At 55.7% G+C, this 22,455-nt stretch carries 29 protein-coding genes and 1 pseudogene; 13 read left to right on the plus strand and 17 right to left on the minus strand.

Annotated elements, in window-relative coordinates; genetic code table 11:
* Positions 1-349: 349 nt before the first annotated feature.
* From AB7951_RS15460 to AB7951_RS15470, 3 genes are all read right to left on the minus strand, one after another.
* Positions 350-523 carry a hypothetical protein gene (locus AB7951_RS15460; protein ID WP_158596809.1) on the minus strand — a complete coding sequence of 58 codons (174 nt, stop codon included), beginning with the start codon at positions 521-523 and terminating at the stop codon, positions 350-352.
* An 863-nt stretch (positions 524-1,386) separates the two neighbouring features.
* Complete coding sequence (locus AB7951_RS15465; RefSeq protein WP_441255886.1) at positions 1,387-2,205, minus strand: hypothetical protein; 819 nt, start codon at positions 2,203-2,205, stop codon at positions 1,387-1,389.
* Positions 2,202-2,960: a hypothetical protein gene (locus AB7951_RS15470; protein WP_441255887.1), complete on the minus strand. Its 759-nt coding sequence runs from the start codon at positions 2,958-2,960 to the stop codon at positions 2,202-2,204. Before AB7951_RS15470 ends, AB7951_RS15465 begins: the two co-directional genes overlap by 4 nt.
* 553 nt (positions 2,961-3,513) lie before the next feature.
* Here AB7951_RS15470 and AB7951_RS15475 point away from each other — a divergent pair.
* From AB7951_RS15475 to AB7951_RS15505, 7 genes and pseudogenes are all read left to right on the plus strand, one after another.
* Entirely contained in the window at positions 3,514-3,891 is a 378-nt protein-coding gene (locus tag AB7951_RS15475; RefSeq protein WP_441255888.1) for a hypothetical protein, read from the plus strand.
* A 43-nt stretch (positions 3,892-3,934) separates the two neighbouring features.
* On the plus strand, positions 3,935-4,384 hold the full coding sequence (locus AB7951_RS15480) for a hypothetical protein (RefSeq protein WP_441255889.1): 450 nt from the start codon (positions 3,935-3,937) through the stop codon (positions 4,382-4,384).
* A gap of 2 nt (positions 4,385-4,386) precedes the next feature.
* Positions 4,387-5,107 (plus strand): annotated as a pseudogene (locus AB7951_RS15485) (SOS response-associated peptidase).
* Entirely contained in the window at positions 5,104-5,385 is a 282-nt protein-coding gene (locus AB7951_RS15490; protein ID WP_441255890.1) for a hypothetical protein, read from the plus strand. The pseudogene AB7951_RS15485 and the gene AB7951_RS15490 overlap by 4 nt, the downstream one beginning before the upstream one ends.
* The gene (locus AB7951_RS15495; protein WP_441255891.1) at positions 5,382-5,639 is read left to right on the plus strand and encodes a helix-turn-helix domain-containing protein; all 258 of its coding nucleotides are present in this window, start codon (positions 5,382-5,384) and stop codon (positions 5,637-5,639) included. Before AB7951_RS15490 ends, AB7951_RS15495 begins: the two co-directional genes overlap by 4 nt.
* A 54-nt stretch (positions 5,640-5,693) precedes the next feature.
* Positions 5,694-5,984 (plus strand): hypothetical protein, encoded by a 291-nt coding sequence (locus AB7951_RS15500; protein WP_441255892.1) that lies wholly within the window; start codon positions 5,694-5,696, stop codon positions 5,982-5,984.
* Entirely contained in the window at positions 5,981-6,211 is a 231-nt protein-coding gene (locus AB7951_RS15505) for a hypothetical protein (RefSeq protein ID WP_441255893.1), read from the plus strand. Before AB7951_RS15500 ends, AB7951_RS15505 begins: the two co-directional genes overlap by 4 nt.
* Before the next feature lie 86 nt (positions 6,212-6,297).
* Here the strand turns inward: AB7951_RS15505 and AB7951_RS15510 are convergent, their stop codons facing one another.
* The 7 genes from AB7951_RS15510 to AB7951_RS15540 all read right to left on the minus strand — a co-directional run bounded on the left by AB7951_RS15510 (position 6,298) and on the right by AB7951_RS15540 (position 9,564).
* Entirely contained in the window at positions 6,298-6,516 is a 219-nt protein-coding gene (locus AB7951_RS15510; RefSeq protein WP_441256117.1) for a hypothetical protein, read from the minus strand.
* A 183-nt stretch (positions 6,517-6,699) separates the two neighbouring features.
* Positions 6,700-7,260 carry a hypothetical protein gene (locus AB7951_RS15515; protein WP_441255894.1) on the minus strand — a complete coding sequence of 187 codons (561 nt, stop codon included), beginning with the start codon at positions 7,258-7,260 and terminating at the stop codon, positions 6,700-6,702.
* 163 nt (positions 7,261-7,423) lie between these two features.
* Complete coding sequence (locus AB7951_RS15520) at positions 7,424-7,699, minus strand: septal ring lytic transglycosylase RlpA family protein (RefSeq protein ID WP_441256118.1); 276 nt, start codon at positions 7,697-7,699, stop codon at positions 7,424-7,426.
* The gene (locus tag AB7951_RS15525; RefSeq protein ID WP_441255895.1) at positions 7,674-8,282 is read right to left on the minus strand and encodes a hypothetical protein; all 609 of its coding nucleotides are present in this window, start codon (positions 8,280-8,282) and stop codon (positions 7,674-7,676) included. The genes AB7951_RS15520 and AB7951_RS15525 overlap by 26 nt, the downstream gene beginning before the upstream one ends.
* Positions 8,283-8,394: 112 nt before the next feature.
* Positions 8,395-8,748 (minus strand): hypothetical protein, encoded by a 354-nt coding sequence (locus AB7951_RS15530; RefSeq protein WP_441255896.1) that lies wholly within the window; start codon positions 8,746-8,748, stop codon positions 8,395-8,397.
* A gap of 186 nt (positions 8,749-8,934) precedes the next feature.
* Positions 8,935-9,180, minus strand: a complete 246-nt coding sequence (locus AB7951_RS15535) for a hypothetical protein (protein ID WP_441255897.1) — start codon at positions 9,178-9,180, stop codon at positions 8,935-8,937.
* Between the two features lie 3 nt (positions 9,181-9,183).
* Positions 9,184-9,564, minus strand: coding sequence for a hypothetical protein (locus AB7951_RS15540; protein WP_441255898.1), 381 nt, complete (start codon positions 9,562-9,564; stop codon positions 9,184-9,186).
* A 45-nt stretch (positions 9,565-9,609) separates the two neighbouring features.
* On the opposite strand from AB7951_RS15540, the gene AB7951_RS15545 reads away from it, so the two are divergent.
* On the plus strand, positions 9,610-9,870 hold the full coding sequence (locus AB7951_RS15545; protein ID WP_441255899.1) for a hypothetical protein: 261 nt from the start codon (positions 9,610-9,612) through the stop codon (positions 9,868-9,870).
* A gap of 17 nt (positions 9,871-9,887) precedes the next feature.
* Here AB7951_RS15545 and AB7951_RS15550 read toward each other — a convergent pair whose 3' ends face one another.
* Positions 9,888-10,679, minus strand: a complete 792-nt coding sequence (locus AB7951_RS15550) for a TIGR02594 family protein (protein ID WP_441255900.1) — start codon at positions 10,677-10,679, stop codon at positions 9,888-9,890.
* A gap of 121 nt (positions 10,680-10,800) precedes the next feature.
* Between AB7951_RS15550 and AB7951_RS15555 the strand changes: the two genes are divergently transcribed.
* Together AB7951_RS15555 and AB7951_RS15560 are read left to right on the plus strand one after the other, a co-directional pair.
* Complete coding sequence (locus AB7951_RS15555) at positions 10,801-11,268, plus strand: hypothetical protein (protein ID WP_441255901.1); 468 nt, start codon at positions 10,801-10,803, stop codon at positions 11,266-11,268.
* A gap of 15 nt (positions 11,269-11,283) precedes the next feature.
* On the plus strand, positions 11,284-12,060 hold the full coding sequence (locus AB7951_RS15560) for a GDSL-type esterase/lipase family protein (protein ID WP_441255902.1): 777 nt from the start codon (positions 11,284-11,286) through the stop codon (positions 12,058-12,060).
* A gap of 116 nt (positions 12,061-12,176) precedes the next feature.
* Here AB7951_RS15560 and AB7951_RS15565 read toward each other — a convergent pair whose 3' ends face one another.
* The 5 genes from AB7951_RS15565 to AB7951_RS15585 form a co-directional block, all read right to left on the minus strand.
* Positions 12,177-13,412 carry an acyltransferase family protein gene (locus AB7951_RS15565; protein WP_441256119.1) on the minus strand — a complete coding sequence of 412 codons (1,236 nt, stop codon included), beginning with the start codon at positions 13,410-13,412 and terminating at the stop codon, positions 12,177-12,179.
* Between the two features lie 438 nt (positions 13,413-13,850).
* Positions 13,851-14,336, minus strand: a complete 486-nt coding sequence (locus tag AB7951_RS15570; protein WP_441255903.1) for a hypothetical protein — start codon at positions 14,334-14,336, stop codon at positions 13,851-13,853.
* A 22-nt stretch (positions 14,337-14,358) separates the two neighbouring features.
* Positions 14,359-17,157: a hypothetical protein gene (locus tag AB7951_RS15575; protein ID WP_441255904.1), complete on the minus strand. Its 2,799-nt coding sequence runs from the start codon at positions 17,155-17,157 to the stop codon at positions 14,359-14,361.
* Between the two features lie 2 nt (positions 17,158-17,159).
* On the minus strand, positions 17,160-17,531 hold the full coding sequence (locus tag AB7951_RS15580; RefSeq protein ID WP_441255905.1) for a hypothetical protein: 372 nt from the start codon (positions 17,529-17,531) through the stop codon (positions 17,160-17,162).
* A 398-nt stretch (positions 17,532-17,929) separates the two neighbouring features.
* Positions 17,930-18,226 (minus strand): DUF6362 family protein, encoded by a 297-nt coding sequence (locus AB7951_RS15585; RefSeq protein ID WP_441255906.1) that lies wholly within the window; start codon positions 18,224-18,226, stop codon positions 17,930-17,932.
* Positions 18,227-18,385: 159 nt separating this feature from the next.
* Between AB7951_RS15585 and AB7951_RS15590 the strand changes: the two genes are divergently transcribed.
* From AB7951_RS15590 to AB7951_RS15600, 3 genes are all read left to right on the plus strand, one after another.
* Complete coding sequence (locus tag AB7951_RS15590; protein ID WP_441255907.1) at positions 18,386-18,619, plus strand: hypothetical protein; 234 nt, start codon at positions 18,386-18,388, stop codon at positions 18,617-18,619.
* Between the two features lie 63 nt (positions 18,620-18,682).
* Positions 18,683-18,892: a hypothetical protein gene (locus AB7951_RS15595; RefSeq protein WP_441255908.1), complete on the plus strand. Its 210-nt coding sequence runs from the start codon at positions 18,683-18,685 to the stop codon at positions 18,890-18,892.
* Positions 18,893-19,024: 132 nt separating this feature from the next.
* Positions 19,025-19,309, plus strand: a complete 285-nt coding sequence (locus AB7951_RS15600; protein WP_441255909.1) for a hypothetical protein — start codon at positions 19,025-19,027, stop codon at positions 19,307-19,309.
* 96 nt (positions 19,310-19,405) lie between these two features.
* Here AB7951_RS15600 and AB7951_RS15605 read toward each other — a convergent pair whose 3' ends face one another.
* Positions 19,406-22,045, minus strand: a complete 2,640-nt coding sequence (locus AB7951_RS15605) for an alpha/beta hydrolase (protein WP_441255910.1) — start codon at positions 22,043-22,045, stop codon at positions 19,406-19,408.
* Positions 22,046-22,455: the final 410 nt, after the last annotated feature.

A 22,455-nucleotide genomic window follows, 5' to 3' on the forward strand; every position in this document is an offset into this window, starting at 1 on the left:
GGAACGCGCCACTGTGCTCTTACTTCTCGCAATCTATTGCGTCCCTTCGGTAGCCGTCTTGTCAGCGGTCGCTGTGGTCATCGGGGTGTTCGGCAATGCTCGCTGGGTGAATGTCTATTACGTGCTCGTAGGACCAGGGCTCTTGGCAATCTGGGTCTACGATCGAGTAACTCGCGGGCCCGACAACAGCCCGCTAGGAGCGCTTGGGTATTTGATGTTTTATTCCTGGTGCCTCGGCTACGTGATTTCCTTCGGAATCTTCCGAATGACGCTTTCTTGGTATCGTGCGCGTGTGGCCGCCAGATCGGGCCACTCCCTAGTTTCCGAGCCCCGCACTTCCGAATAACGATCAGTTAGGAGCGCGCTCGACAACTTCGACGATCGCGTGAGGAAGGACCTGAGGCGTGGCCTTTGTCCAACGGATGGCCTCGGCGGGATTTGCTGTCATCAGATCGAAGTGCCAAACCAGTGGCTCCTTGCCCGATGGCATTGGTGTGGTGACGCGAACCGTGGTCGTCTGCATTCCAGTCTCCGAATCTGTTGATACGCAGACTTTAGCGTTGCATTTGCGAATCAGGAATACATCCATGGCCCATGACGCCACGTTGGACACGCGCATTGGTGCATGAAGTTACAGTACGAGCGCCCATAGTGGCGCGATCCTGACCAATCCCCGTGACGCCCTCACCGTCGCCGGGTAAAATGGCGAGCATGAAAGCAGACGGTCGGTTGGCAGTCTTTTGTCTCGTGTGTCTCGCTATTTTGATAGCGGGCATCATGGTGGAGAAATATTGGGATTGTCGCCTCAGGACCAAGCTTTCCGAAAATGAGTGCTTGTTCACGCCGGCTCCGTATACCGTGCCCTAATCAAGGTCGTTGCTGTAGAGAAAGCTGCTATACTTTATCCAGGAAATGTACTTGTGAACTATGTAGAGCCTCAAATAGATCCTGCAGCCAGTCCGCTATCCGTGAACGCTCTTCTGGCGACATCGCTCTTGAAAAGGTGAGATCACTATGAGCGCTGTCATCTACCAGAGGCGTAAAATGTACATTCGTGTCTAAAGTGTCTTCAAACGTGCTCCGTGCTCTGTCAACACGTGCGTACATTACGCCGCCGAAGGTTTTCGTGCCTCCCGGCCCGGAATGTTTTGCGCAATAAGCTAACGCGTCGGCTTCAATTTTCGCCGTATCGCCTGCGAGCGAGCGCAATCTGCCGGACATCTCGAGGGCCCATGGCCTATTCAAATCAGGTTCCGGCGCGGATATTGCCGTACCCTTGAAAGCGCTGTGATGGACTCGGCCACGGACCAAATGGGCTTCCTGAGTTGCAACTCTAAACCACACGTCTCCGCCGTCGGCGGCATCCCCGTCCGACAGAGGCATTTGCTAACCGCCCACCATCTCAAATAAGTCTTCCATTCTTTGGGCTAAGTTCTCGTCAGACGTTCTGCCCTCAGTATGGTCATAGTTGCCATCGCTATACTTTCGGTAGGCACGCCATATGGTCTGCGGCCCGACATCAATAAACAGTTTACGGAGGTGGCCTGTTTCGTGGATCCACTCGAATCCGATTGTGCCGTCGGCAGCGGGGGCAACGTCGGGCTTCTCTGCAGCGCGAGGGAGGGCGGCCAAAAGAGTCCGGGCGGCCAATAAAGTATCGGAGCAAATTGCACTTGCTCCTTGGCCATCCCAATTAGAAACGGAAAACCGAGCGTACTCTGAAAACGGATCTATACGAACATTATGATCCCCCAACAAAGAGGACGCCCATACGACCTCAAATTGTTGAGCAATGCTCTGCTGAGAGGTTGCACTAGCCAGATGCAAGGTCGTATTCACGCGGTGAAAGTTGGTTTCAGCCCAAGTCATCGCGAAATCGTCAGACGCTGAGCTGCAATCAGTAAAGAGGATGCGTGGAGCCATCGCGAGATTAGGTCTGAATCCTAGCGCCAGTGCTAAATTCACGGAAGGAAACTGGCCGTGACCGGTGAAGTGGGTAACCGGCACAACGTGCTTACAGACGAGATGGCTCTCAAGTTTTGAGCTGAACCATTTTAATCCACCGGTCGAGACTTCGGGTTCGAGGAGCACAGTACAGAGCTCACGCGCCAAAGAGCCTCTCGCGTTATTGAGCGAGACAGGCAACGCAAAATCTTCTGGAACCGTCTCGACTTCGTCGAATGCGTGAAGGTGCATGGCGTTCATGGGCGCTCGCCGCTGCTGGCATTCTGGTTCGCCAGCGCTAAAAGTTCTTCAAATATAGGCAATATCTGCGGTTTTTCAATCGGCTCCTTTCTATCTGCAGATGTATTGTTGTCAATCTCCAGACTCGCGACATTTACTGTCGAAACAGGCCCCCCAGCCAGCCCTTGGTTAGAGGTCTGAAGAAGGCCAGATGTGATGCTCAAGGAGCTCCATGCGGTGATGCGATTGATCTCTAAACCTGGATCAACCTTGCTTTGTTCGGGCCAGTTTATCCGAAACTGCAGCTCACGCATTTTACCAGGATCAACGGTGACCGACTTCAGCATAGTGGCAAGAATGCCGTAGCTAGCCTCCTTGCTGTCTGCTTCAGCGACTATGTGCGCTCCGAAGGCAATTCGGGTAAATCGCTCAGGCATCTGTTCAGTGAAAGCCGCCACCATCTTTGCAAAAAGCTGCGATGACTCGGGCCATTTCCCAATCGTGGGAAAGCGCATGGCCGAGGCCACCTCCGGCGTTATATTCGGATTGCCGGTCAATATTACGTCGATTCTGTTCAAATTAAACGTCAGGGCGAGCAGACCGCCCATTAGTTCACCAGAATACTGTCGCCCCCCCGGCACGCCCGGCAACGCTATGCGATTTTCTGCTTCACTTTGCCCAGTCAGGCGGGTCCAGGCCGCTTCTGTGGGGGCAAGAATGGCGTCTGAAAATAAGGACAGACGCAGCTGGAGCGCTGACCAGTCGTCGAGAACCATTCTAATCGCCTCGCTTCACCCTAACTGCCAACCATGCCATTTCCTGACAGCAAATGGCAAATATCGGATGAATTGGATTTCGAGCAGCTGAGTTGATCATACGCGGCGTATGGCATATGCGTTCAATCTTCCACCGTCCGCTGCCAGTCCTGATAAGCGACCGGCTGAGACCGCCAAATAGTCAACCGCCGCTCAGCTTCATCGGCTTGTGCAGTCGTCTGAGCGTCTCGAAGCAGATGAGATATTTTCCATCCCTCGATGTTTCCATGCCTACTGGTCGATGATCGCCGCAGATCACCGGCAACGCGGCTGAGCCTAATCTTTCGGTTTATGTCGATTTGATTTGAGGCATTCATTGTTCGCCGCTCCGATGTCGGCACACAACAACGGCGTAAACGCCCGAGGGTTGCATATTATAATTTAACTCTACTAAAAATAGTGACTTCGCGCTAGCGACTGTTTCCTAGGCCGGAAGTTCAACCTCAGCGGACTCGACTTTTGTTCTTCTTATGTTCTAATTGAGGGCATGAGTGACAGACCCGCAAGCTGGCGCATGCCGACGCCCAAACAGATGGAAAAGCTGGCTTCCAGGCCGAGCCGCGTACCCGAGCCGCCTATTCCGGTGCCCGGGCCTGCGGACGATCTGCCGGAGGCGTATTGGGATTCCATCGTCCGGGATCCGCGCGGTCAGATCCGCACCGGCGTTCCCATCCAGCAACGTCGCCTCTCGGAAATTCCCCGGCACGTCTTGCGCGTGACCTGCCGGCGCTGCGACCGGATCGTGGAGATCCAGACAGTAGATGCCGTGCGCCTCTACGGAGTCCATGCAGTCTGGAAAGATGTCGGCATGAAGCTGCTCGACAACGGCTGCCAAGAACGCTCAGGACGCCTTGAGGAAGACGGCTGCTGGCCGTCATTTGAGACGACATAACATTTTTGATTTTCCTTTTTGACCGTCGCGCCTGGATGCCCATATGGCTCCGAAATATCATCCCACGCCTCTCTCAGGCGGCGACCGGAAAGCTCTGAATAAGGAGCTCCGAAAAGCGCGCGGCATGACCGCCATCCTGGCCACCCAGTCCGACGAGATGCGATCCAAAGGTGACGCCCTGATCAGGCAGGCCGACCGACTTCTCTGCGAAAGCTGGAACGAACGGATGTGGGCGGATGGCGAACCGATTGACCCCTCTCCTACAGTCGATCAGGCCATCAACGGCGGCTTCCCCTGGCTGGAGATTGAATGCTCCAGGTGCAAGACGCCAAACAACATCGACCTCTCTGCGCTACGCTGTCCGCCAACCACCTTCGTGCACGATCTCGCCAGCAAGCTAAGATGCGAGAAATGCAGAAAGGCTGGGAGGCGGCCGTCCGCGACGCTGCAACAGCTAGGCGAGCGACCGCGGCAATTGCGAACGGACACCTGATAATGTGCAATCTCTACTCGATGACGAAGAACCAGGACGCCATCCGCCGGCTTCAATTTCGACGTCGACAGCACCGGCAACCTCCAGTCGATGCCAGGTATTTTCCCAGATTATCCGGCTCCGATCGTGCGTAACGGCTCCCGGGCCACGGAACTGACGCTAGCCCGATGGGGGATGCCGTCCTCACAGTTCGCTCATATGCAGGCCACGAAGAAGCGGGCAGCGAAGCTTGAAGAAAAGGGCAAGCAGTTCGACTTCAAGGAGCTCCTGCGGATGGAGCCCGACAGCGGCACGACCAACATTCGCAACCTCGACAGCAAGCATTGGAAGCGCTGGTTAGGCGTCGAGTCGCGTTGCTTGGTGCCGTTCACGTCCTTCAGCGAGTTCAACAAAACTGAGGGCGGTGACATCTGGTTTGCGTTCGACGAGATTAGACCTCTGGCATTTTTTGCGGGAATCTGGACGAACTGGACGTCGGTTCGGAAGGTCAAAGAAGGCGAGACAACGAACGACATCTTTGCCTTCCTGACCACCGAGCCGAATGCCGAAGTCGGCACAATCCACCCGAAAACGATGCCCGTTATCCTGACAACCCCTGAAGAGCTGCAAGCCTGGATGACGGCCCCCGCCGACGAGGCGATGAAGCTTCAGCGCCCCCTACCGGATGGCGCGCTGAAAATCGTCGGTCGCGGCAAGAAGAAAGACGAAGCGCCTACCCTATGAGCAAGCCGTTCGAGAAGCACGTCAAAGACCGCCCCTACTCCACCGCAGAAGCCGCCGCAGCAAGACTGCTCGAGATCGCCAAGACGCTCCGTATTGATGACGGCCTCATGCCGATCGGGGAATGGAACTCGACCTTTATATGGAACGACAGGGCGAGCGTCGCGGAATACACGCTTGGCCGCGACAAGCTCATAGCCGATGGCATTATCAAAATGCACGAGTGCGGCGGGTTCTTTATGTGGAAGAGTACCGATCACGGGATACTCTCTGAACCATGAAAAAGCCTCTCAGCCCTCGCAGTGCAAAGAAAGTCGACGTCGTCATTGGCCGACGTATCCGTGAAGCTCGCGTCGCAAAGAAGCTGAGCCAAGCTGACCTTGGGCAGGCGGCTGGCGTCTCATTCCAGCAGATCCAAAAATACGAGAAGGCCGCGAACCGGATCAGCGCCAGTACGCTGTTCGCAATCTGTCAGGCACTCGAAACCCCAATTGAAGGCATGTTCTCGGAGCCAGCTACCGCTCGCAAGAGGTAGGAACAAATCAGACTCTCGACGCTTGAATCCGCCATTCAGTTGCGGAGTCGCGTTGTGTCCTGGTCGACCCGATTTTCCGAGCCCATTGCCCTGCCCGCTGGCGGTACCTTGGCCACGCTGCAGGACGCCGGCGAATACATCACCCGGCTGCCAAAGCAGACGCACGACGCACCACCATGGCAGAACGCGATGCACGTCTTGATTCAAGCCGCCGAGTACGACGGGCCGATCGAGTTCGCACGAATCGGCATGCTGCAAGCGCTCTTTCCCAAAGGCACTCCGGTCTACGATAGCAGCCGGAAAGATCCACATTGGGGACGCCGCAAGCCGGCGCACGAGCGATGAAACCCAAAGATCACGACAATCGCAAAAATCCTCGCCGAGGACAGCGCTTGTCGGATGGATTCGTGCGCGAGACGCACACCCTTCCGCTGGAGGCAGCCAGAGCCAAGGCCCGTGAAATCCTGCGCCGCTACCCTGTCGGCGGCTATTCCACGGAAGTCGAACACTTTCGCGAGCTCGATGACGGCCGGATCGAATTTACGATGCGCAGGCTGCCGTCAGCAGATTGATTTCCCACAAATAGAAAAGCTCCGGCCACCATCGTCGGCGCCGGGTAAGCGGATCCGCCGCGGCTGATCGCCCCTGCCTACCAGACTTAATCATCTGGCGTGGTTTTGTCGTTGCGCCAATCGGTGTTTGCCGTGTCGTCGTAGCCGCTTCGACTGCTATAAAACATCAGGGCCATCAGGCCGCATCCAATGACGAGCGAGAAAACGGTCCCGAGCGCCAAGGCAATCCACCCATGGATCGACATCTCAGCGTCCTCGGCCGACGTCCACGCCATCATGGACCACACGATTGCGAAAACCAGCATGGCAAACAGAACCATTAGGACGATGGCCTGACCAAAGTTGACTCTCCGGGAGGATTTTTGCTTGTGCATTGCACCCTGCCTGTTCGCACCGAACCAGTCCTACAACTAATAATGAATGGGAAAGCAAAAAGCCCGGCCACCTTTCGGCAGCCGTGCTGACTTCTAATACGACTGTTTCGCCAGCTACTGCCAACGCTCGTCGGGCAAGTCGAGATCGAGGACGTCGACATTGCTGATCACAATGCCGGCGTCGTCATAATCTCCAGCGTCGAACTTGCGCTGCGCCGCGACATAGAATGCGTCGGCATGATCCGAGAAATACTTCGTGACTTTCGCGAAAGGATTCGTTTTCACGCGATCGTCGAGCACCTCCCGACGGATGTAACAGCGGATTGCACGACCTGCGCCAGTCTTCATGGCGAATGCCAGACCGTGGGAATCCGGCAACAGCGAACCGTTGGGCACGGGCTGAAGCGGATCTAGTATTTCATTGCTGAGAAGCTTGGCGAGTTCATCATCGAAATACTTGATCGGCGTCCACCGCGCCTCAGCATGCCGATGGATATCGACCAAAACTCCGCGGGGGATTGGGTCTTCGCCACTGACCCAGCGGCGCATCGACCTAGGCGAGACGCCAATTGCAGCACATAAAGGTGCCTGCCAATCGAGACCGTGAATTTCTTCACCAAGCTGGCGGATAAGCACAGCTTGGTGCGAAATGGGGGTGTTGGGTGGTTTTGTCATTGAAGAGAGCCTCCTTGCCCTAGTTCTAATCGGGCGGGGCCATCCCCGGACCGATCCATATCATATAGAGGCGCTCCGGCGCGGCACAAGGCCGTCGGCGAATTTGTGTTTGGAACAAGTGCCTGTCTCGCCACCAGCTATCCGGGCTCAATCCCGGATGCGGTCATTCCACGGTGACACGCGCCAGCCCTCCCATGCCGATCGTGCTCGCCGCGGCGTGGCTGAGATCGATGCAGCGCCCCTTGATGAACGGCCCACGGTCATTGATGCGAACCTGCACCGACCGGCCATTAGCCTTGTTCGTGACCGTGACGTGGCTGCCGAAGCGCCTGGTCTTGTGCGCGGCCGTCAGGGCGTAGGTGTTGAACCGTTCGCCGGAAGCCGTCCGGCGGCCGTGGTAGCCGTCCCCCACGTCATACTGGCTGGCGATGCAGCTTATCCGACAGCCACGAACACACCGCCGCTGGAACTGCGCCCAAAAGAATGGCCATCACACTTGACCAAAACGCCGAAAGTCCACCTAGGAAGACGAGAACCAGTAAGGAAGCCAGACCTCCCACTGCTGTTGTTTTCAAAGGGTGGAGAGGTTGCTTCGACAGTACCTGGTCTACCCACGCCATCAACAACGCCGGGACGATTGCGATGGGGTACGATGAAATCACCCACGCCAACCACTCCTCGCTCGCAGGAATGCCTTTCGAGACCAAGTCGGGGCTTTGGAAGACGAGCATCCCAATCGGCGGGAACAGCAGCGCAAAGATGATAAACCGGTTCATGGGTGTTGGTCTGCCTTGGAGCGGCTTATGTTCAAAGCGTCGAACTTCTCTTGAGCCAGGCGCGCGGCTTCCGCTTCCGGTTTTCCCTCCTTCAGGAAACCCAGATAGAGCGCATCGAGCTTGGCGGCTTTCCTCCCTGGTCAGGGTGACGTTGATCGAGACCACCCCATCGAGAAAGTCCTGGGCAGAGGCTGGTGAGATGAGAAATGCGCACAGCAAAACGCACGCCGAGAACAGGCGGATCATTGAATTTCCTTTGATTGTGATGCTAGAGGTCGATGGTCGGCGTGCCCCCAGAAGCCACGTTTAGGCTAAGCCCGGCGCTCATGGATTCGGTTGAGCGTCGGGCCATTTCCCTTCAGGCATGGGTGGCTGGTAGCCGGCTTTCGAGCAGCCGGTCGAGGCGCGTGGTGATGCCCTTCAGATCCTCGCGCAGATTGTCGAACTGGGCCTCGTGACGGCCGACCAGTTCCTTGAGATCGTCGTGGTTCACGAATTCCTTCTCGGCGTAGACTTTGAAGTCCGAGAGGCTCGTCTGCATGGTGTCAATCTTCAGATTGGCCTGAACGCCGCGGAGCCCCGCAGCGCTGGCTTCTGTTTTTGCTTCAGTGATCTGGCGTTGAATGCTCATCCAGAATGTAGCGAATCCGATTGAGCACATCACCACACCTGCGGCGGCGCCGACGGCGGCCCATGCGAGGCCATTTTCCATTCCCGTGCCCACTACGTTGCCGACCGCGTCCGACAGACTGTGACCTGGTCCCGAAGGCGCTTGTAGTCTCCGATGAACTGCTTGAGGGCCGACCCTGCAGGCAACGCCTGATACTCAGCCAGCGCCCGCTCTTGGGTTTTTGCATCGTACTGCATGATGGTCGGGCAAACGATCTTGACGACAACGTCAGAACTTCCCGGATCGCAGGCTGTCAGCAACACTGTCGTCGGAAGGACGAGGAACAGCTTCCATCGCATCTTTGGTCTCAGCCGTTTCCACGTTGATTCTGTTGGTGGCCTGCGCAGCGCCGGCCTCCCGGAGTGCCTGATTGGCTTGGTACGAGTTCCAGCCGTCCAGCAGCATCTTGGCGAGAGCGCCGAACAGAAGCCCGACGCCCTCCTTTGCGGTCCATGCCGCGACGATCGAGAGCATGGCTTAGGTGCCGGAAGGGGCTGCGGTGCTCGGCGTCACCGGTTTGGCCACGTCGATTGCCACGGCCTGAGCCTGCGCGACCGCCGGCTCCTTCGGCAGCATGTCGATGATGCGCTGCTGGATAGATGCCGGCGTGATGCCAAAGAACTTCAAGGCATCGGGGATCGCGGCCAGAGCCTTGTTCGCTGCGTCGGCGAGAGCAGCGTTCTGGACTTCGACCTTGATGCCATCCAGCTTGACGGCGCCCATTGCGATCAAGCTGGAGGCCTGCCGCTGAACGAATGCCGTGATCGCCTCACGATGTTTGGCCTCGATATCGATGTTGAACTTGTTTTTGACGACGATTGCGACCCAGCCGAACAAGCCGGCGATCAGGGCCGTCACGACGCCGTTGACGATTTCCTGCAGGCTACCGTTGATTGCTGACCGATGTCGATCGAGGCAGCGAAAGCGGCCGGCGCGGCCACGACAAAGAGGGCAGCCGCCAGGGCCGCCAGAACGAAGCGTTTCATAGTTCCACCTTTGAGGGTTTCAATTTGCTCGGAGGCCGCCGAGCGCGGTACGGACTGCGCCAGAGTTCAGAAGAAAAAGTCGATGCGCAGAAAACTTGAACTGGCGATTATCGCCATTTACGGAGCCGTGTTGGTCACCGGGATATCGGTCGAGGCCATCGCATCGATCGCCAAATAAACCCAGACCCAAACAGATCATGCGCCACGCGTCGCGCGGCAGAATTCTCTGGCTTCGGACCCCGCCTTGACGGCCTGCCCGGTTGCACCCATCTTGCGGCCAGCCGTCGGCAGCGGGACGCCGGCGGGCCAGCGGAGCGCCTTGATGGGCCGGGATTTCGGGATCTTAGTAACGTTGACGCTGTCGGACTGATTGCCGCCGCGGCAGTAGTAAAAATTCACGTCTTCGGATTCATACAGAGTGACGTGGCCGCCACCGGTGCGGCTGTAAACCATCACGGCGCCGGGCGTCGAGACTTTGAGGCGCTGGCCCCAAGTCGCCCACGCGAGCGCTGAGAGCGGCGTGCTGGCCGGCTTGATGCCATTCACCGCCATGACGTAGCCGATGCCAAGGCCGCACCAGGCGATGCTGTCATGGTTGTACCAACCGACGTTCCCCTTTAGGTTCGGATAGCGCCGCACGATCTCGTGGGCCATCTCGATGATGAAGGGGTTGTCCTTCGAAGACGGGGCTTCCTTCGTGCCGGTGATGGCGCGCATAGTCGAAAGCCAAGGCGCCACCTTCAGGACCGACGGCGGCGGGGCAATCTTGTCGAGAGCCTGAGCCGTTGGAGCATCGACGACGCCATCCGGCCGCAGCCGGTGGCTGGCCTCGAAGGCTTTGAGAGCTGTCTGGGTGATGGTTCCAAAGCCGCCATCGGCCTCAAGGTCGTATCCCGCATTGTGCAAAGCGAGCTGAACGGCAGTCACGGCCGGTCCCGTTGCGCCCATGCGCAAGGGTCCGCCCGCCACAAGGGCAGCGATGGTCATGATTGATCTCCAAATTATGGGAAATATTTAGAAATTGTGTCGCACAAGCGTCTCGATCACTGGTTGTTACATCGACAGCGCGAATGCTATGTTGCCGCTCTACCGAAGCGGGAGAACGGAAATGACCCACGAGAAGCAAGCCGCATCGGCTTTTGGCGTGACGGCGCTCGTGGCTTTCGTTGCGGCGGCCAACTTCTTGCTGCACTCACCGACCGCATCAGCAGATGATGCCCACATCGAATGGCGGAAGCGGACAATCACGTCGCAATCGGCCCAGCTCGGCACTAAGGACTACTACATGGTCACCGGCGGCAGCCTTCCGGCCGAAGCATACTTTCCCCGGGAGATTTGCGGCATTCGAGGGCTAAACGCTGCGGTCTACAAGGCGTCGGAACAGGACCTCCGCAGCCTACTTCGGTCTCTGGAGTCAAAACCGTTGCTGCTGGTGGTCGTTGGCGATATGAAAATCGACATCGACCAGGTTCCCGTCGTTCGAATCGAAGATTCCACCGATCTCCAGCAACTGGCTAGTGAGATCAACGTCGCAGCATCACGACGCTTCAACCGCGCGGGTTGCAACACAAGTTAGAGTGCAGCCCACGCAATGAAGAAGTTCGCATTTGCCTCTAGCCTGCTGGCAGGCATGGTAACCATCGCTGCACTCGTCTGGCACTTTGATCAGACCCGCCAATTTTCGAAACGATTAGACGAGCAGACGGAAGCAATCCGCGACCTCAGGGTCCAGTGGCAGTTGTCCGACCCGTCCAACAGCGACAATCGCCATAGCGACATCCGAATATTCGGTATCAAAAGCAATCTGCTGCAGACCGAGAACCAAGTTCTCTTTATCGGCGACAGCATAACCGAAGCTGCCAGGCTTCCTTTGGAGATATGCGGTCATCCGATCGTCAATGGCGGCATTGGAGGCGCATCTTCGTTTGCCTACGATCGCCTGGTTGCCTCAATGTTCGAAGGTCGCCGTTTTCCACTTGTTGTGGTCGCGATCGGGACTAACGACTCCCTCGTCAACTCTCTGCCACCACCAGCGCTCTCCAAGTCCTACGTGTCACTGCTCGACAACATCTCCAAGCTGACATCCCGCGTTGTCGTCGTCGGCTTGCCGCCCATCGATACCAACCGATCTCTCGCGCGTTTCTTCAGCGCTGACCTAGCCACCAGCAATAACGAAATCATTCGGAACATCGCTTCGCAGCGCAACTTGCCATTCGTCGACCTGCGCGGAGCCATGGACGGTGTCAAACAGAGTGTCACCATCGACGGCGTCCATTTGAATGCGGCCGGTTTCAAACTGTGGGAACAAGCTGTATTTCCCGCAGTTCGACAGGTAGCCTGCGAAGCTGGCTCTAAGCCGCCCGGCTAGGCCGCATCGGCGTATTGTCGTTCGCAGCAGGATAGAGATCGCGCTTCAACACGAAGGCGAACGGTGACCCACTCAAGCGTGCGCGAATTAGTTACCATCGAGAGGGCAACCGTGCCTTACGCAGAGTACGGCACGAGTGCAGGCTTTGCCTTATCGTCCGTGCTACGCGCTTTGAGATTTGCATGCCGCCATCTCTCGATCGGACGCTCCACGAGAACAACGAGGATTGCGGCAAGAGCGATGGAAGCGACCACCCCCAACATCCCTGGCCACGATTTGAAAGGCGCGGGTATTAAGGCTGCGACGAACATGGTCGGCCAGTGAACTAAGTATAGTGGGAAAGACATATCCGCTAAAAACTGATCAAACTTCCAATCTTTTGTCAGATCAAAAATGGCTGGAAGCACGGCAGCAAACATAGCGAGAAATGCGAAGCGATGGTCGCTGAGATATGCGGGGAAGTAGAGCCCCAGACCGCCGATCAATAATACGTAAAGGGCAAGACCAATACGACGATCAAAGCGACGGGCAGCAGATATCCTGTAGGCGACAGCGCCCAGCAGAAATGTTCCAAGTTCGAATGGGAAAAACCGATAGCTCCAAGGATCTGCGGATGTCCCCAATTGATACCAAGCGAAGCGCGCTGAAAAAGTTGCAAGTGCGATTCCCACTATCCATTGAAGCCTCAACCTTAGAACAAATGGCGCGATTACGTAGAACCAAAGCTCCAATTCCAAGGACCATGCTGGAGCGATAAGCAGGAGGCGCCAAACAGCCAACGGCGACGAGCCGAAACTGTCCGTCAAATAAAGGACGCCATCCGGAGATGCGCCCAGCCACAGCAGTACACTCGATCCGATCAAGGAGACGTTTGCGACGAGATGCAGAGTGATCATCTGCCACGACACATAGAGATCACGAGGAACAAAGCCCGGCCAATGCCCGCTGACGGCGAGAACGAGCAGCGCCGAAATCACAATCAGCGCCAGAATGGCCCAATACGTCAGGAAGATCCTCGCGACCCGGTTCTCATAAAACAAGCGGATGCTACCGGCCTGCTTCGAGTATTTCTGATCCCAGACTCGGGCGATCAGAAACCCTGAAATGACGAAGAAACCTTGAACAGCGATTACCGGGCCGACACCCGAATAGAACGGATTTGTACCGGTGTGCGACACGACGACCGCCAGCGCCAGAAGAAACCTTAACGCCCCCACCCTGCTTCCTCCGGTTGTGTTTCCGGATACTATCGCGCTATCTTGCCGACACAATTGACTTTCACGCAACCTAAGGGGGATTTTCGAACGGGTGAATTCGGTGGCGATTTCGACACTCGAACAGTCGGGAAACACCGCCGTCAAGCATGTATTGCAGGTGCAATGCCCCCGCATCGTCGGGATGCTTGTCGGGGACCATCGTGAGGTGGATCAGTGGGATACGGCACAGCCGCTACCATTCACGGCTAAATCAGACTCCTAAGCCCGACGGAGATTGACCCCGAAGGGCGGCAAACCAAAGTCCGAAGAACGAGGGCTCACCAGGGGGATCCAATTGTCCGCGACCGAAAGCCTAATAGGCACAAGACGAGACATCTTTCGATGTCCAGAATGCGGGTCCCCGACCTTGTTAGACGGAGGCTCCAATCCGGACGACACGGGCATAACTTGCGAGAGGTTTAGCTGCGAGAACTGTCACGCAGTTTGCGTAGAACTAACGGTCGATGGATTTCCTGTCTTTGCGCTAAACTCGTGAGTTGGATGCAAGGGCCTTATAACTCTTAGACCACTTTCTCACTTACTTTTCCCCGGGACCGCCAGATCTAAGTCCTCTTTCAACCTCTTAAGGAGCAAAGCATAGGCCTCCTTGTCGCGAACAAGATCGAGCGGCAATTTCTCAAACCTCGCAATCATTTCACCTCGTAACGAAATCATTGCAGCCTCGTTTTGCTTCGATATCTGCAGCGTCAAATCTTTGAGCTGCGCCTGCATGGCCGACAACTGGTCATTAACGAGGCTATTTGTTTGTTGCTGCATCCGAAGGGCGTCGAGACGGAATGCGATGAGCTCAGCCGCGGATCTGGCGTCTGCTTCAGTAGGAGCTGAGTCGGTTCGGTAAATTACGCAGTTGACGCCCGGAGGAATACCCGGCCCGAGGACGCACCACTGATACTTGTACTCTCCCGCGGGCGACGTACTTAAGCTATAGGGCGAACCCTGCGTCCAACCATCAACAGCCCCGATGACAGTCAAGAGCGCTGCGAGAACCATCGTCTTCATTTATGCCTCATTATTGATATCTTCATTTTCCGAGGTTTTTCGCGCTTCGGGCAATGAGCAGCGCGAGCGTTTCCCGCTGGTTGAGCGGCAGCTTCGTGAATATAGTGTAGTCAATAACTCGATCCACTAACTGCGCACGCCTGCGCAGCAGGCTAATCATTCTTGGCGGGAACACGAGCTGACCTTCGATGAAGGCTTCCACCCCACGAAGAGGAACTTGGACTTTCTTATCACCGGTTCCCACAAGCGTTACGAGAACCTTCTGGGTGTCATGCTCCGCGACGAACTCCATCGAACCAGAGAACAGTCCTTCGAGAAGCCACGTCGGATTGACTTTCGATGACAGCGCGTAATCCAAGGCGGCGCGGTATGCGTGTCGCGAAGGCGCACTCTTTTTTCCGTCTTGATCCAGCACATTCCATCTATCATGCAAAAGTAGCGTGGCAACGTTCGCGGCCAGGTAGCCATTTGATGCCAAAAGCGATCGAGTTCTTTCAATACGTTGCACTCGAAGGCTTTCCTCTGCGTCGTTCTTGCCCGGGCCTTCGTTCAAAATATCTACAACTGCTCGAGCGGTCACGTCTCCGTATAACACCGAGTAGGTCGTCATGGCAGCATCAACGATCGTGAGCGCATCGCGCGTCATTTGAGCGCCGGCTCCCGACAACCTCCCTGAAGACTTCAAGACCTCGCTCGGTGGTATAAATTGATTATTCGTCTGATCGAGTATATCGGCGCCCCGCGCGTTCACTAATATCCAATCAGATATAATCAATGCTGTGTCCGCGAGCATTGCAGTCGATAGGATTCTGTTTGCCGCGTTTTCCGGCCCGTCGGCGCTGAAACATACCGATCTCTGCAACCTCTCAAGAACGTACCCGTTCGATCCGCACGGCTCCTTCTTATCCGGAATTTTTTCGACCCGATCATTGGTCTCTCTAACAGTTGGAGCCGGTAACGTCATCAACTGCAACGCATACGACCAAGGCACCTTTCTGCGCTCGAGAAATTCGCTCAGGATGTCAACCGTCGGGCCGTGCACTCCTGTCAAGAATGCTTCCAGGGCACTTTTCGGGTGATATTTACCTGACGCGGATTCAGCGGGGATAAGGTCCGGCTTATAGTAGTCGACCGCATTTCGAACATCGAAAAAGTTGCCGAATATCTGTTGGGCAGCCATGCTGCTACCGGCGTTTCGCGTTTGATCCCGACACGATCTAATGGAGTTTCCCTCGGCCTGTGCAAGCGCATATATCCCATTCATGCTTTGAAAATCGCCCGAGCTAAAGTCAAAACGAGCAGCCTCGGTCGCGACACGAAGATGGACCGCGTGACAAGGCGCCCATGCAGACCACGCCGTCATTCGCGCGGTATCACTGACTCGTTTTAGTTCGAACTCAATTTTCGCGAGACGCTCCTCTAGCGCATCGTATTGGCGCTGCATCTGTTCCGACAGCTGAACAATAGCATCCATCAGCTTCTGCTGATTGGAGATGATCACCTCCAGCTGCGCGTTGATGCGTGCGAACTGCCGATCTAAATATCCTCTCAGAGCATCGAACCGCGCCTGCTCGGGGTCCGCCCGTGTAGCGAAAAGCCCCGTGACGGCGGCGGCCGCTCCAAGATAGTTACCCGCCGCAAAGTTGGAAAATGCATCGAAGGCAACACTTCCTACCTTCGCCGCATCGTCTAAACCGGGAACATCGATCCCCAAGTTTGAGGCAATCGTCGCAGCGTTGGCTAAGCCAGCGACCGTAGTCTGGAATCCAGCCTTAAATTTATCGACTTTTGCTTCGGCCTTGAACCGTGCAAGCAGATCAGTTTTAAGCTTTGCAGCTTCACATTCAACGGTGGCTTCAGCACACGAAAAACGCTCACGTAGAAAGCCAGCTTCTAGCGATTGAACTTTCATTTCTGCCGGCATTCGATCAAAAACGAAATCGGCGATGATACCTTGGTCGCGCTCCTGTGCTTTCATCCGCGTGTCAAGATTTACGACCGACGTCTTTAGCTCGTTGACTGCACCACCTAGTGAAGTCAACGTTTCTTCGTGGGCCTTCAAAGTCTTTGTCGTCTCGACAGCAAATTTTGCGTAGCTTCTAGTAAGTTTCTCCAACCTAACCTGCACCTTGTCGATTCGCTTAGAGTCTTTGGCCACCAAGTCTAAGGTGGCCAAACTTGTATTCCTGATGCCTTCGATGACCAAATCCTTAGCCATCTGCTTTCCCGCCGGATCGTCGGGAAACATCCCCTCCAGCTCGTTAAAGATCTTGGTGGAATTATTGAGCGCTTTCGCGATCTCAGCCGGCGACTTAACACGAAGTTGTTCATACTTCACGCCGCCGATTTTGATCAACTCTGGCTTCTTCGAGGCGAGATAGCCCTCCAACTCTTTGTTCATCTGCTTTGCGGCACTGTCGAAGTACATATCTGTGCCGACTTGCACCGCGCCTCGCACAATCAAGGCGGGCACAGCACCGACACCGGAGTAGACCGCAATCGCTGCAGAGCCATCCAAGAGAAACTCCGCTGTGGCTCGGTCTTGATCGAGCATACCTTCTTGAAGCGCTCTTTCGCGCTTATAGCCAATCAAGGCAGCAGCGAGAGCCTCATGCTGCTCCGTCGCTGAACCTTCAGGCTTGGGAAATTCGATATCCGAGGACTTTCCGATCGCCTTGATGGACGATCCGCTGAGTTTAACTGCGGCCTCCGCCATTGCTTTAGTAAAATCCTTGTCTGCCTCTTTATCCCTGGCCGACGACGCAGAGACGCCTAGTATAGCAACTGCACCAAACCCAATTGAGAGAACGGCTCTGTGCATGCTCATCTTTTTGCTTTGCCTTTAAAAGCTTCGTCTACGTCAGCGGTTAGCCTGCTCTTCAGCAATTTGTATGCCTGCTCGTCCTTCACGAGCTCCACAGGCAAAGCCGCGATGCGCCCGAGCAACTGTCGATGGAGCTCCTTAACCGTTGCCTCAGATTTGTTCTGCTGCTCTAGAAGCTGATCCAATCGCTTGTTAGTCGCACTAACCATCTCCTCTAGGTTCTTGCGGTCATCGTTTGTCAGTATTCTTGCACTTGCTTGATATGGCGGCGGCCCGAATCTGAATGAAATGTTCGGAGGACTGTGTTCCCGGAAAGACCCGTCGGGATTACTTGCGTACTCTGTTCTGGCGTGAATGGTAACGAATGACACGCTAGCTCCGGTAGACGAGCCCCTCACAGTCGAGCCGGAACCGTTCCAGGTCGTGGTTAGATCGATCTCTGCCGAGGCGTCTTGGCAGAGAGCATCGTTGGTGAGCAAAAGCGAAACAAGGGCGGTGCACAATGCGCGTTGAAACATCTTCCCCCCAAAAAAAGCAAAGTATGCTCTCAGCTTGCATACAACCTGAGAATGTTTCAACGAGAATCTCGCGATGGCCCTTGGTCTATCCCGCATCTCGTAAGATCTGACGTCTAAAGTGTAGTGGCCGCGAGCGGAACAACCACCTCAACCATCACCTCCAACACCTTCGTGACAATTGTTTTCATAGTCATCCCGCTCCATGTTGAAGCGGGGCAGTGCAGATCCCGGCTACGCTCATTTCCGGTCGACTACCATCGCGCAGTCCCGAGAAACACGGATCGGTCGAGGCGACTGTGGATCGTCCGCAGGCTGCAGCGCTCCCGTTCAGCCATCCGCCAGATCGGCCCGTCTTGAGCCCACGACACCATCCAGCGCACACCGCCATGGTTGTTGCCGAGCCAGAGCAGCCAGTCCGCCACGATCTCGGCCTGGACGATCTCTCGCGCCGTCGGGATGAACCGGATTGTCGCTTCCGTGTAGCCATAGGTCAGCGCTGCGTCGTTGACCGCCCGGTTCCAGACTTGCCCCTGGTTTTGACACCTCATCTCGGAATCACCTAGTGCATCCAGGAATGATCGCCCGCTTGATCACGGTCTTGAGAGCTGCGTGGAAGGCTGCCGCGGTTGAATCGATCATGACAAAGCTCCCCAGCGGAACGATCCCTCGCTGCCGCTGTTCTCTGGGAAAACGCAGTGGAGCAATCGATGAAAGTCACGCTTTCGAAAGAAGAGCTTGAGCGCGAAGCGCTCGCTGAAATACGCGGTCGCGCCGGATGCGAGACCGTGAAGGCGGTAGACGTTGAGTACTGCGACTTGCGAGCCGATACGAACTGGACGATGTTTGCCTTCTCCGAAGGCGACCCGGACGCGCTTCATCGCGCGTTGGAAGCAACGCTGGAGAAACTTCGGCACCGATATGAATTGCGTGCCCCGGAGTGATCCCCTACAGGAAATCAGACTCCCAACCGGTCCTGACGTCTGATCTCCATGCCCAAAAAGAAAATGACCGCCGACGAGCTAATCTGGCTCTTTCACGAGAAGCTTGCACGCTCCAACTTTCCCAATGCTGGGATTGCGATTATCCCGATCGGCGGCGGCAACTGGTCCGCGCTGACGAACGCTACCGAACGCCGACGCCATCCGGATCTCTCGAAAACCGTGGAACGCATCGAAAAGCAGCTCCGCGGGCGCTACCTCCTTAAAGAGGTTTGATCGGCCCTTACCGGGAACTAAGCCCGCAATCGCCTGTTTTATGGTCTCATCGACCAAGGCTACATCTTGAACCAAACTAACCACTTTGACTTTCCTACGCTGCCAAATGCCCAAGTCCCCGAGCGCGCTCGAATGAGCGACGACCAAAGCCTCATCAAAGCCCGTTACTGCAGATCGATCCTGAAGGTCGCTGCAATAAGCACCGATCAGGAAGCCCGAGGACTGCTGGAAAGTCTCGCGACCGAGCAACCAACACCGAACGCCTCTGCGGCTATGGCTGAGGCCGAACGCGCTGCTTTGTCCGCGATCCGCGAGCTTGCGGGATCTCAACACGGCAGAAGCAAGTCCCAGAGCTCCAGCGAGTGGATGCGAGCGGCGCGCGCCATCCAGTTATGGCTCAACGCTCATGACGAGTAGATTTCAGTGGCTGAGAGGCGTCCCTCTCCACAGGCATTCGAACGTTAGCGTCACCCGGATCGACTGGACACCGGCGAGGAAGCTAACGGACTTCCGCTAATTTCCAAGAGTCAGGGCTCGTCGACCTCGCGGCGTCACCCCGTTTGGATCGCCCAGCATTTCATTGGCCACCATGAGTAGGATTTCTGCTTTCTTTTGGGTTAGTGGGTAGAAGTCCCTTCCCATACCATCCCACGCTGCCTGAAGTGCGCTAACAGCTTCCGCGATCAGGAATAAGTTCATGTGTTCTTTTCCTAGAGCCAACAAGGCGCGTCCGAGGTTGTATTGAGCGAGAGTCCAATCCGCCGGATATTTGAACCGAGACAATTCCTCCAAACTCGCCGAGCAACATTTGAGCGCCACAGCTAGAGCGGACTCATCTTTCTCGATCTCTCCAAGCGATCTAGTCGCATTACCGCCGACACTCTGACAGTGCGACCAGTTCCGTGGCCCCTCCGCTCGAATAAACTCGCTCTCAGTCTCGCGACAGATCTCCGCCGCGTCTCGAAGCAAAGCTGCATCTCTCGTCAGTTCACCGAGCGCCCTCTTCACGTCAGCCAAGCCAACTCGGCATTCGGCTCTATGTAGGGGAGCTCTATCTCCTTGAAGTTCTGCGAGAGCATTTTCGCTTGCGACTAGAGCCTTACTCAAAATCTGCGGGTCCCCTTCGAGCTCGCCCCATACACGCAAAGCTTCACTGCGATTCCCCTCGATGATTGCCCAACGAACTGGATCGCTATCACGCGACAGCTTTGCTAAGGCCGCTTCGAATTTTTGGACCGCTTCTTTCAATTCTTGCGAACTCTCACGACGCTCGCCTAAAACCATAAGAGCTTTTCCGAGATTGTTCTGTGTGATGGCCCAACCTACGGGAAACTCTTCCGGCCCGCGCACCTCTTGGGAATGCGCATACGCGTCGATAGCTTCCTCAAACTGAGCAATACCTATCGAAAAACTGCCCAGTTCGAATAGCGCGCTTCCCAGATTACTGTGAATTTTCCCCCACACCTCTGGGGATTCTGTTCTCCTCCACTCCTGCAGCGATTGACGATACGCGTGCACAGCAAGCTCAAGGAGAGGCACGCTCCCTCGACGCACTCCTAACTCGCAAAGAGTGTTTCCCTTGTTCATCTGAGTGGTGCCCCATCCCTTCGGGTATGACGCTTGCGGGCATATTGAAAGGGCTTCGTCGTAAATTCGAATCGATTCTTTCAATCTTTCGGAATTGACCTCTCGATGTCCGAGCGCAAGAAGAGCCATACCCAGGTCGTTCATAGCATCGACCTTTTCGTTCGTGCTGGAAGCGGCGTCGATAGCAAACCGAGCCAACTCGACCGATACCAGAAGATCAAAATTCAAGCCTTTGTCGACCCCACGCTCGTACCACTCGTCCTGTCGTGCGCGTAGCTCGGAGAAACGTTCCAACCGGCTTTCCCCATGTTCGAGCTCCATACGCTTTAGAATGCGGTGCGCAGCTGACATTTCGTCACGCCGAAGAATGTCTTGTCGCAAACCTGCTTCAATAAGTTGCAACGCGTTCGGAAGTACGCTCTTGCGCTTTTCTTCTTGAGCGCAAAGCCACTCATCAAGCGCAGTCGTCGCTACTTGCGCAGCAGCGTCAAAGTCACCAACTGCAGATTTCTCCGCAATCGCAACTAGTGCCGCATCGACTTGCTGATCATTACTTTTCGATTGTTGGGCTTCATTGGCGACAGCTGCTACGACTGTGTCGACGGCTCTCTCTAACTCACGCAGCGCCTGGTCAAAGCTTGTTACGCTCGAATTGATCTTTTGAGCGAGTTTCAGCACCACGTTTCGCTCAATTCCAGCGCTTTCCGCTGCCGCCAGCTCTCCACGTTGATCCAGAGCTGCCATTAATTTCTCAACGACTGCGTTGGAGAGTTTTTCAGAGTCGAAAGGCTGAACCGAGCCGGTATTAGACCGGCGTTGGATAAAGTCCTTCACAAGCACATATGTGTCGTGTTCGCGATCAGGGGGGCGGCAAATAGTCCAATGATCTCCATTTACTTCCGACGGGCGACCTTCAACTCCCGGATCCGCGTTATCAGGCTTGACGACCATTCCGAATATTGAGGTTGGCATCGACTCATACAGCACTAGATGCTGAATACCCCTTTCCCGGGACCAATTCCTGTACCAATGATTGAGGTCTCTTAGGTTTGGATCGTTCCTCGCAAGGCAAGAAGTTGCCGCTGATGGTCGGACGAAGATGCGTAGCTTGTCTGCCCAAGATGCAAGGTCCGCACCAGAATGGGGCGTAGCTATAAAGGCGACTTTCTCGATACGCTCAAGAAAATCCCGAACTTCCGGGCGCGAGGATGCTTCTTCAGATGCAATCCGCAGAAATTGCTTGATAACAAGGCCACCCAGACTGTGTCCTATGAATATGATCCTTCCTCTTTTCAGGCGTTGGTCGGCAATAAAGCGATTTAAGATACCATTCGCTCGGCCCGGCAGATCCATTGCTCTGCCGCGCCACCGTGAAACGCCTGCTTCGTACCCGACCGAAAAGATCGAATGATCGGAAAGTTCCTTATGAAGCCAAAACGGCCAGAACGTGTTGTCTTTTCCTTTAATGCTCCAAGTCTCGCGCTGGTGTCCACCAAGTCCATGCAGGAATAATACGTTTGCGTGCAGCGGTGCCTCAGCCGATCCAACTACTTCAATCGTAGTCATCTTTACCACCTAACAATTCGAATTTTTGACAGCGGCGGAGGCTGACCGTCGCTAGACTAAAGACATCCAAACGCCGTGCCACGCTGGAGTAAACAATGATAGAGACAGTCTTAAATCCATGGCTGGCGTTAAAACTACCGACAAACTTCCAAGGCTGTCCACAAGGACTGCGTCGCGCTCACGAATAGCATCTCGGCAAAACCAAAGCTTGACGTAACTACATTAGACTATCCTCGACATCATTTTGATGTTACGCTATTGGATCGGTCGACCCCTCTGCCGCTTCGCCACCGGCGCCCGCGCTAAGATTTGCGCCAGCCCCGTGGTCGACCAATGCCCAGAGCTACCCCATACGATCGTCAAAATAGTTTCGCTCTACAAAGCGCCCAGAACCCCAGAGATCCAGTTCC

The sequence above is a fragment of the Tardiphaga sp. 285_C5_N1_2 genome (genome assembly GCF_052076065.1).
Taxonomy (GTDB): Bacteria; Pseudomonadota; Alphaproteobacteria; order Rhizobiales; family Xanthobacteraceae; genus Tardiphaga; species Tardiphaga robiniae.

Bases quoted from the DNA above. Each gene is read 5' to 3' on its own strand.
- AB7951_RS15570 (WP_441255903.1), bottom strand. From the start codon at position 14,336: ATGAAGACGATGGTTCTCGCAGCGCTCTTGACTGTCATCGGGGCTGTT.
- AB7951_RS15475 (WP_441255888.1), top strand. From the start codon at position 3,514: ATGCCGACGCCCAAACAGATGGAAAAGCTGGCTTCCAGGCCGAGCCGC.
- AB7951_RS15495 (WP_441255891.1), top strand. From the start codon at position 5,382: ATGAAAAAGCCTCTCAGCCCTCGCAGTGCAAAGAAAGTCGACGTCGTC.
- AB7951_RS15510 (WP_441256117.1), bottom strand. From the start codon at position 6,516: ATGCTGGTTTTCGCAATCGTGTGGTCCATGATGGCGTGGACGTCGGCC.
- AB7951_RS15490 (WP_441255890.1), top strand. From the start codon at position 5,104: ATGAGCAAGCCGTTCGAGAAGCACGTCAAAGACCGCCCCTACTCCACC.
- AB7951_RS15505 (WP_441255893.1), top strand. From the start codon at position 5,981: ATGAAACCCAAAGATCACGACAATCGCAAAAATCCTCGCCGAGGACAG.
- AB7951_RS15525 (WP_441255895.1), bottom strand. From the start codon at position 8,282: ATGATCCGCCTGTTCTCGGCGTGCGTTTTGCTGTGCGCATTTCTCATC.
- AB7951_RS15470 (WP_441255887.1), bottom strand. From the start codon at position 2,960: ATGGTTCTCGACGACTGGTCAGCGCTCCAGCTGCGTCTGTCCTTATTT.
- AB7951_RS15545 (WP_441255899.1), top strand. From the start codon at position 9,610: ATGTCGATCGAGGCAGCGAAAGCGGCCGGCGCGGCCACGACAAAGAGG.
- AB7951_RS15515 (WP_441255894.1), bottom strand. From the start codon at position 7,260: ATGACAAAACCACCCAACACCCCCATTTCGCACCAAGCTGTGCTTATC.
- AB7951_RS15535 (WP_441255897.1), bottom strand. From the start codon at position 9,180: ATGCTCTCGATCGTCGCGGCATGGACCGCAAAGGAGGGCGTCGGGCTT.
- AB7951_RS15550 (WP_441255900.1), bottom strand. From the start codon at position 10,679: ATGACCATCGCTGCCCTTGTGGCGGGCGGACCCTTGCGCATGGGCGCA.
- AB7951_RS15590 (WP_441255907.1), top strand. From the start codon at position 18,386: ATGAAAGTCACGCTTTCGAAAGAAGAGCTTGAGCGCGAAGCGCTCGCT.
- AB7951_RS15575 (WP_441255904.1), bottom strand. From the start codon at position 17,157: ATGCACAGAGCCGTTCTCTCAATTGGGTTTGGTGCAGTTGCTATACTA.
- AB7951_RS15465 (WP_441255886.1), bottom strand. From the start codon at position 2,205: ATGAACGCCATGCACCTTCACGCATTCGACGAAGTCGAGACGGTTCCA.
- AB7951_RS15600 (WP_441255909.1), top strand. From the start codon at position 19,025: ATGAGCGACGACCAAAGCCTCATCAAAGCCCGTTACTGCAGATCGATC.
- AB7951_RS15595 (WP_441255908.1), top strand. From the start codon at position 18,683: ATGACCGCCGACGAGCTAATCTGGCTCTTTCACGAGAAGCTTGCACGC.
- AB7951_RS15585 (WP_441255906.1), bottom strand. From the start codon at position 18,226: ATGAGGTGTCAAAACCAGGGGCAAGTCTGGAACCGGGCGGTCAACGAC.
- AB7951_RS15530 (WP_441255896.1), bottom strand. From the start codon at position 8,748: ATGGAAAATGGCCTCGCATGGGCCGCCGTCGGCGCCGCCGCAGGTGTG.
- AB7951_RS15605 (WP_441255910.1), bottom strand. From the start codon at position 22,045: ATGACTACGATTGAAGTAGTTGGATCGGCTGAGGCACCGCTGCACGCA.
- AB7951_RS15560 (WP_441255902.1), top strand. From the start codon at position 11,284: ATGAAGAAGTTCGCATTTGCCTCTAGCCTGCTGGCAGGCATGGTAACC.
- AB7951_RS15460 (WP_158596809.1), bottom strand. From the start codon at position 523: ATGCAGACGACCACGGTTCGCGTCACCACACCAATGCCATCGGGCAAG.
- AB7951_RS15555 (WP_441255901.1), top strand. From the start codon at position 10,801: ATGACCCACGAGAAGCAAGCCGCATCGGCTTTTGGCGTGACGGCGCTC.
- AB7951_RS15480 (WP_441255889.1), top strand. From the start codon at position 3,935: ATGGCTCCGAAATATCATCCCACGCCTCTCTCAGGCGGCGACCGGAAA.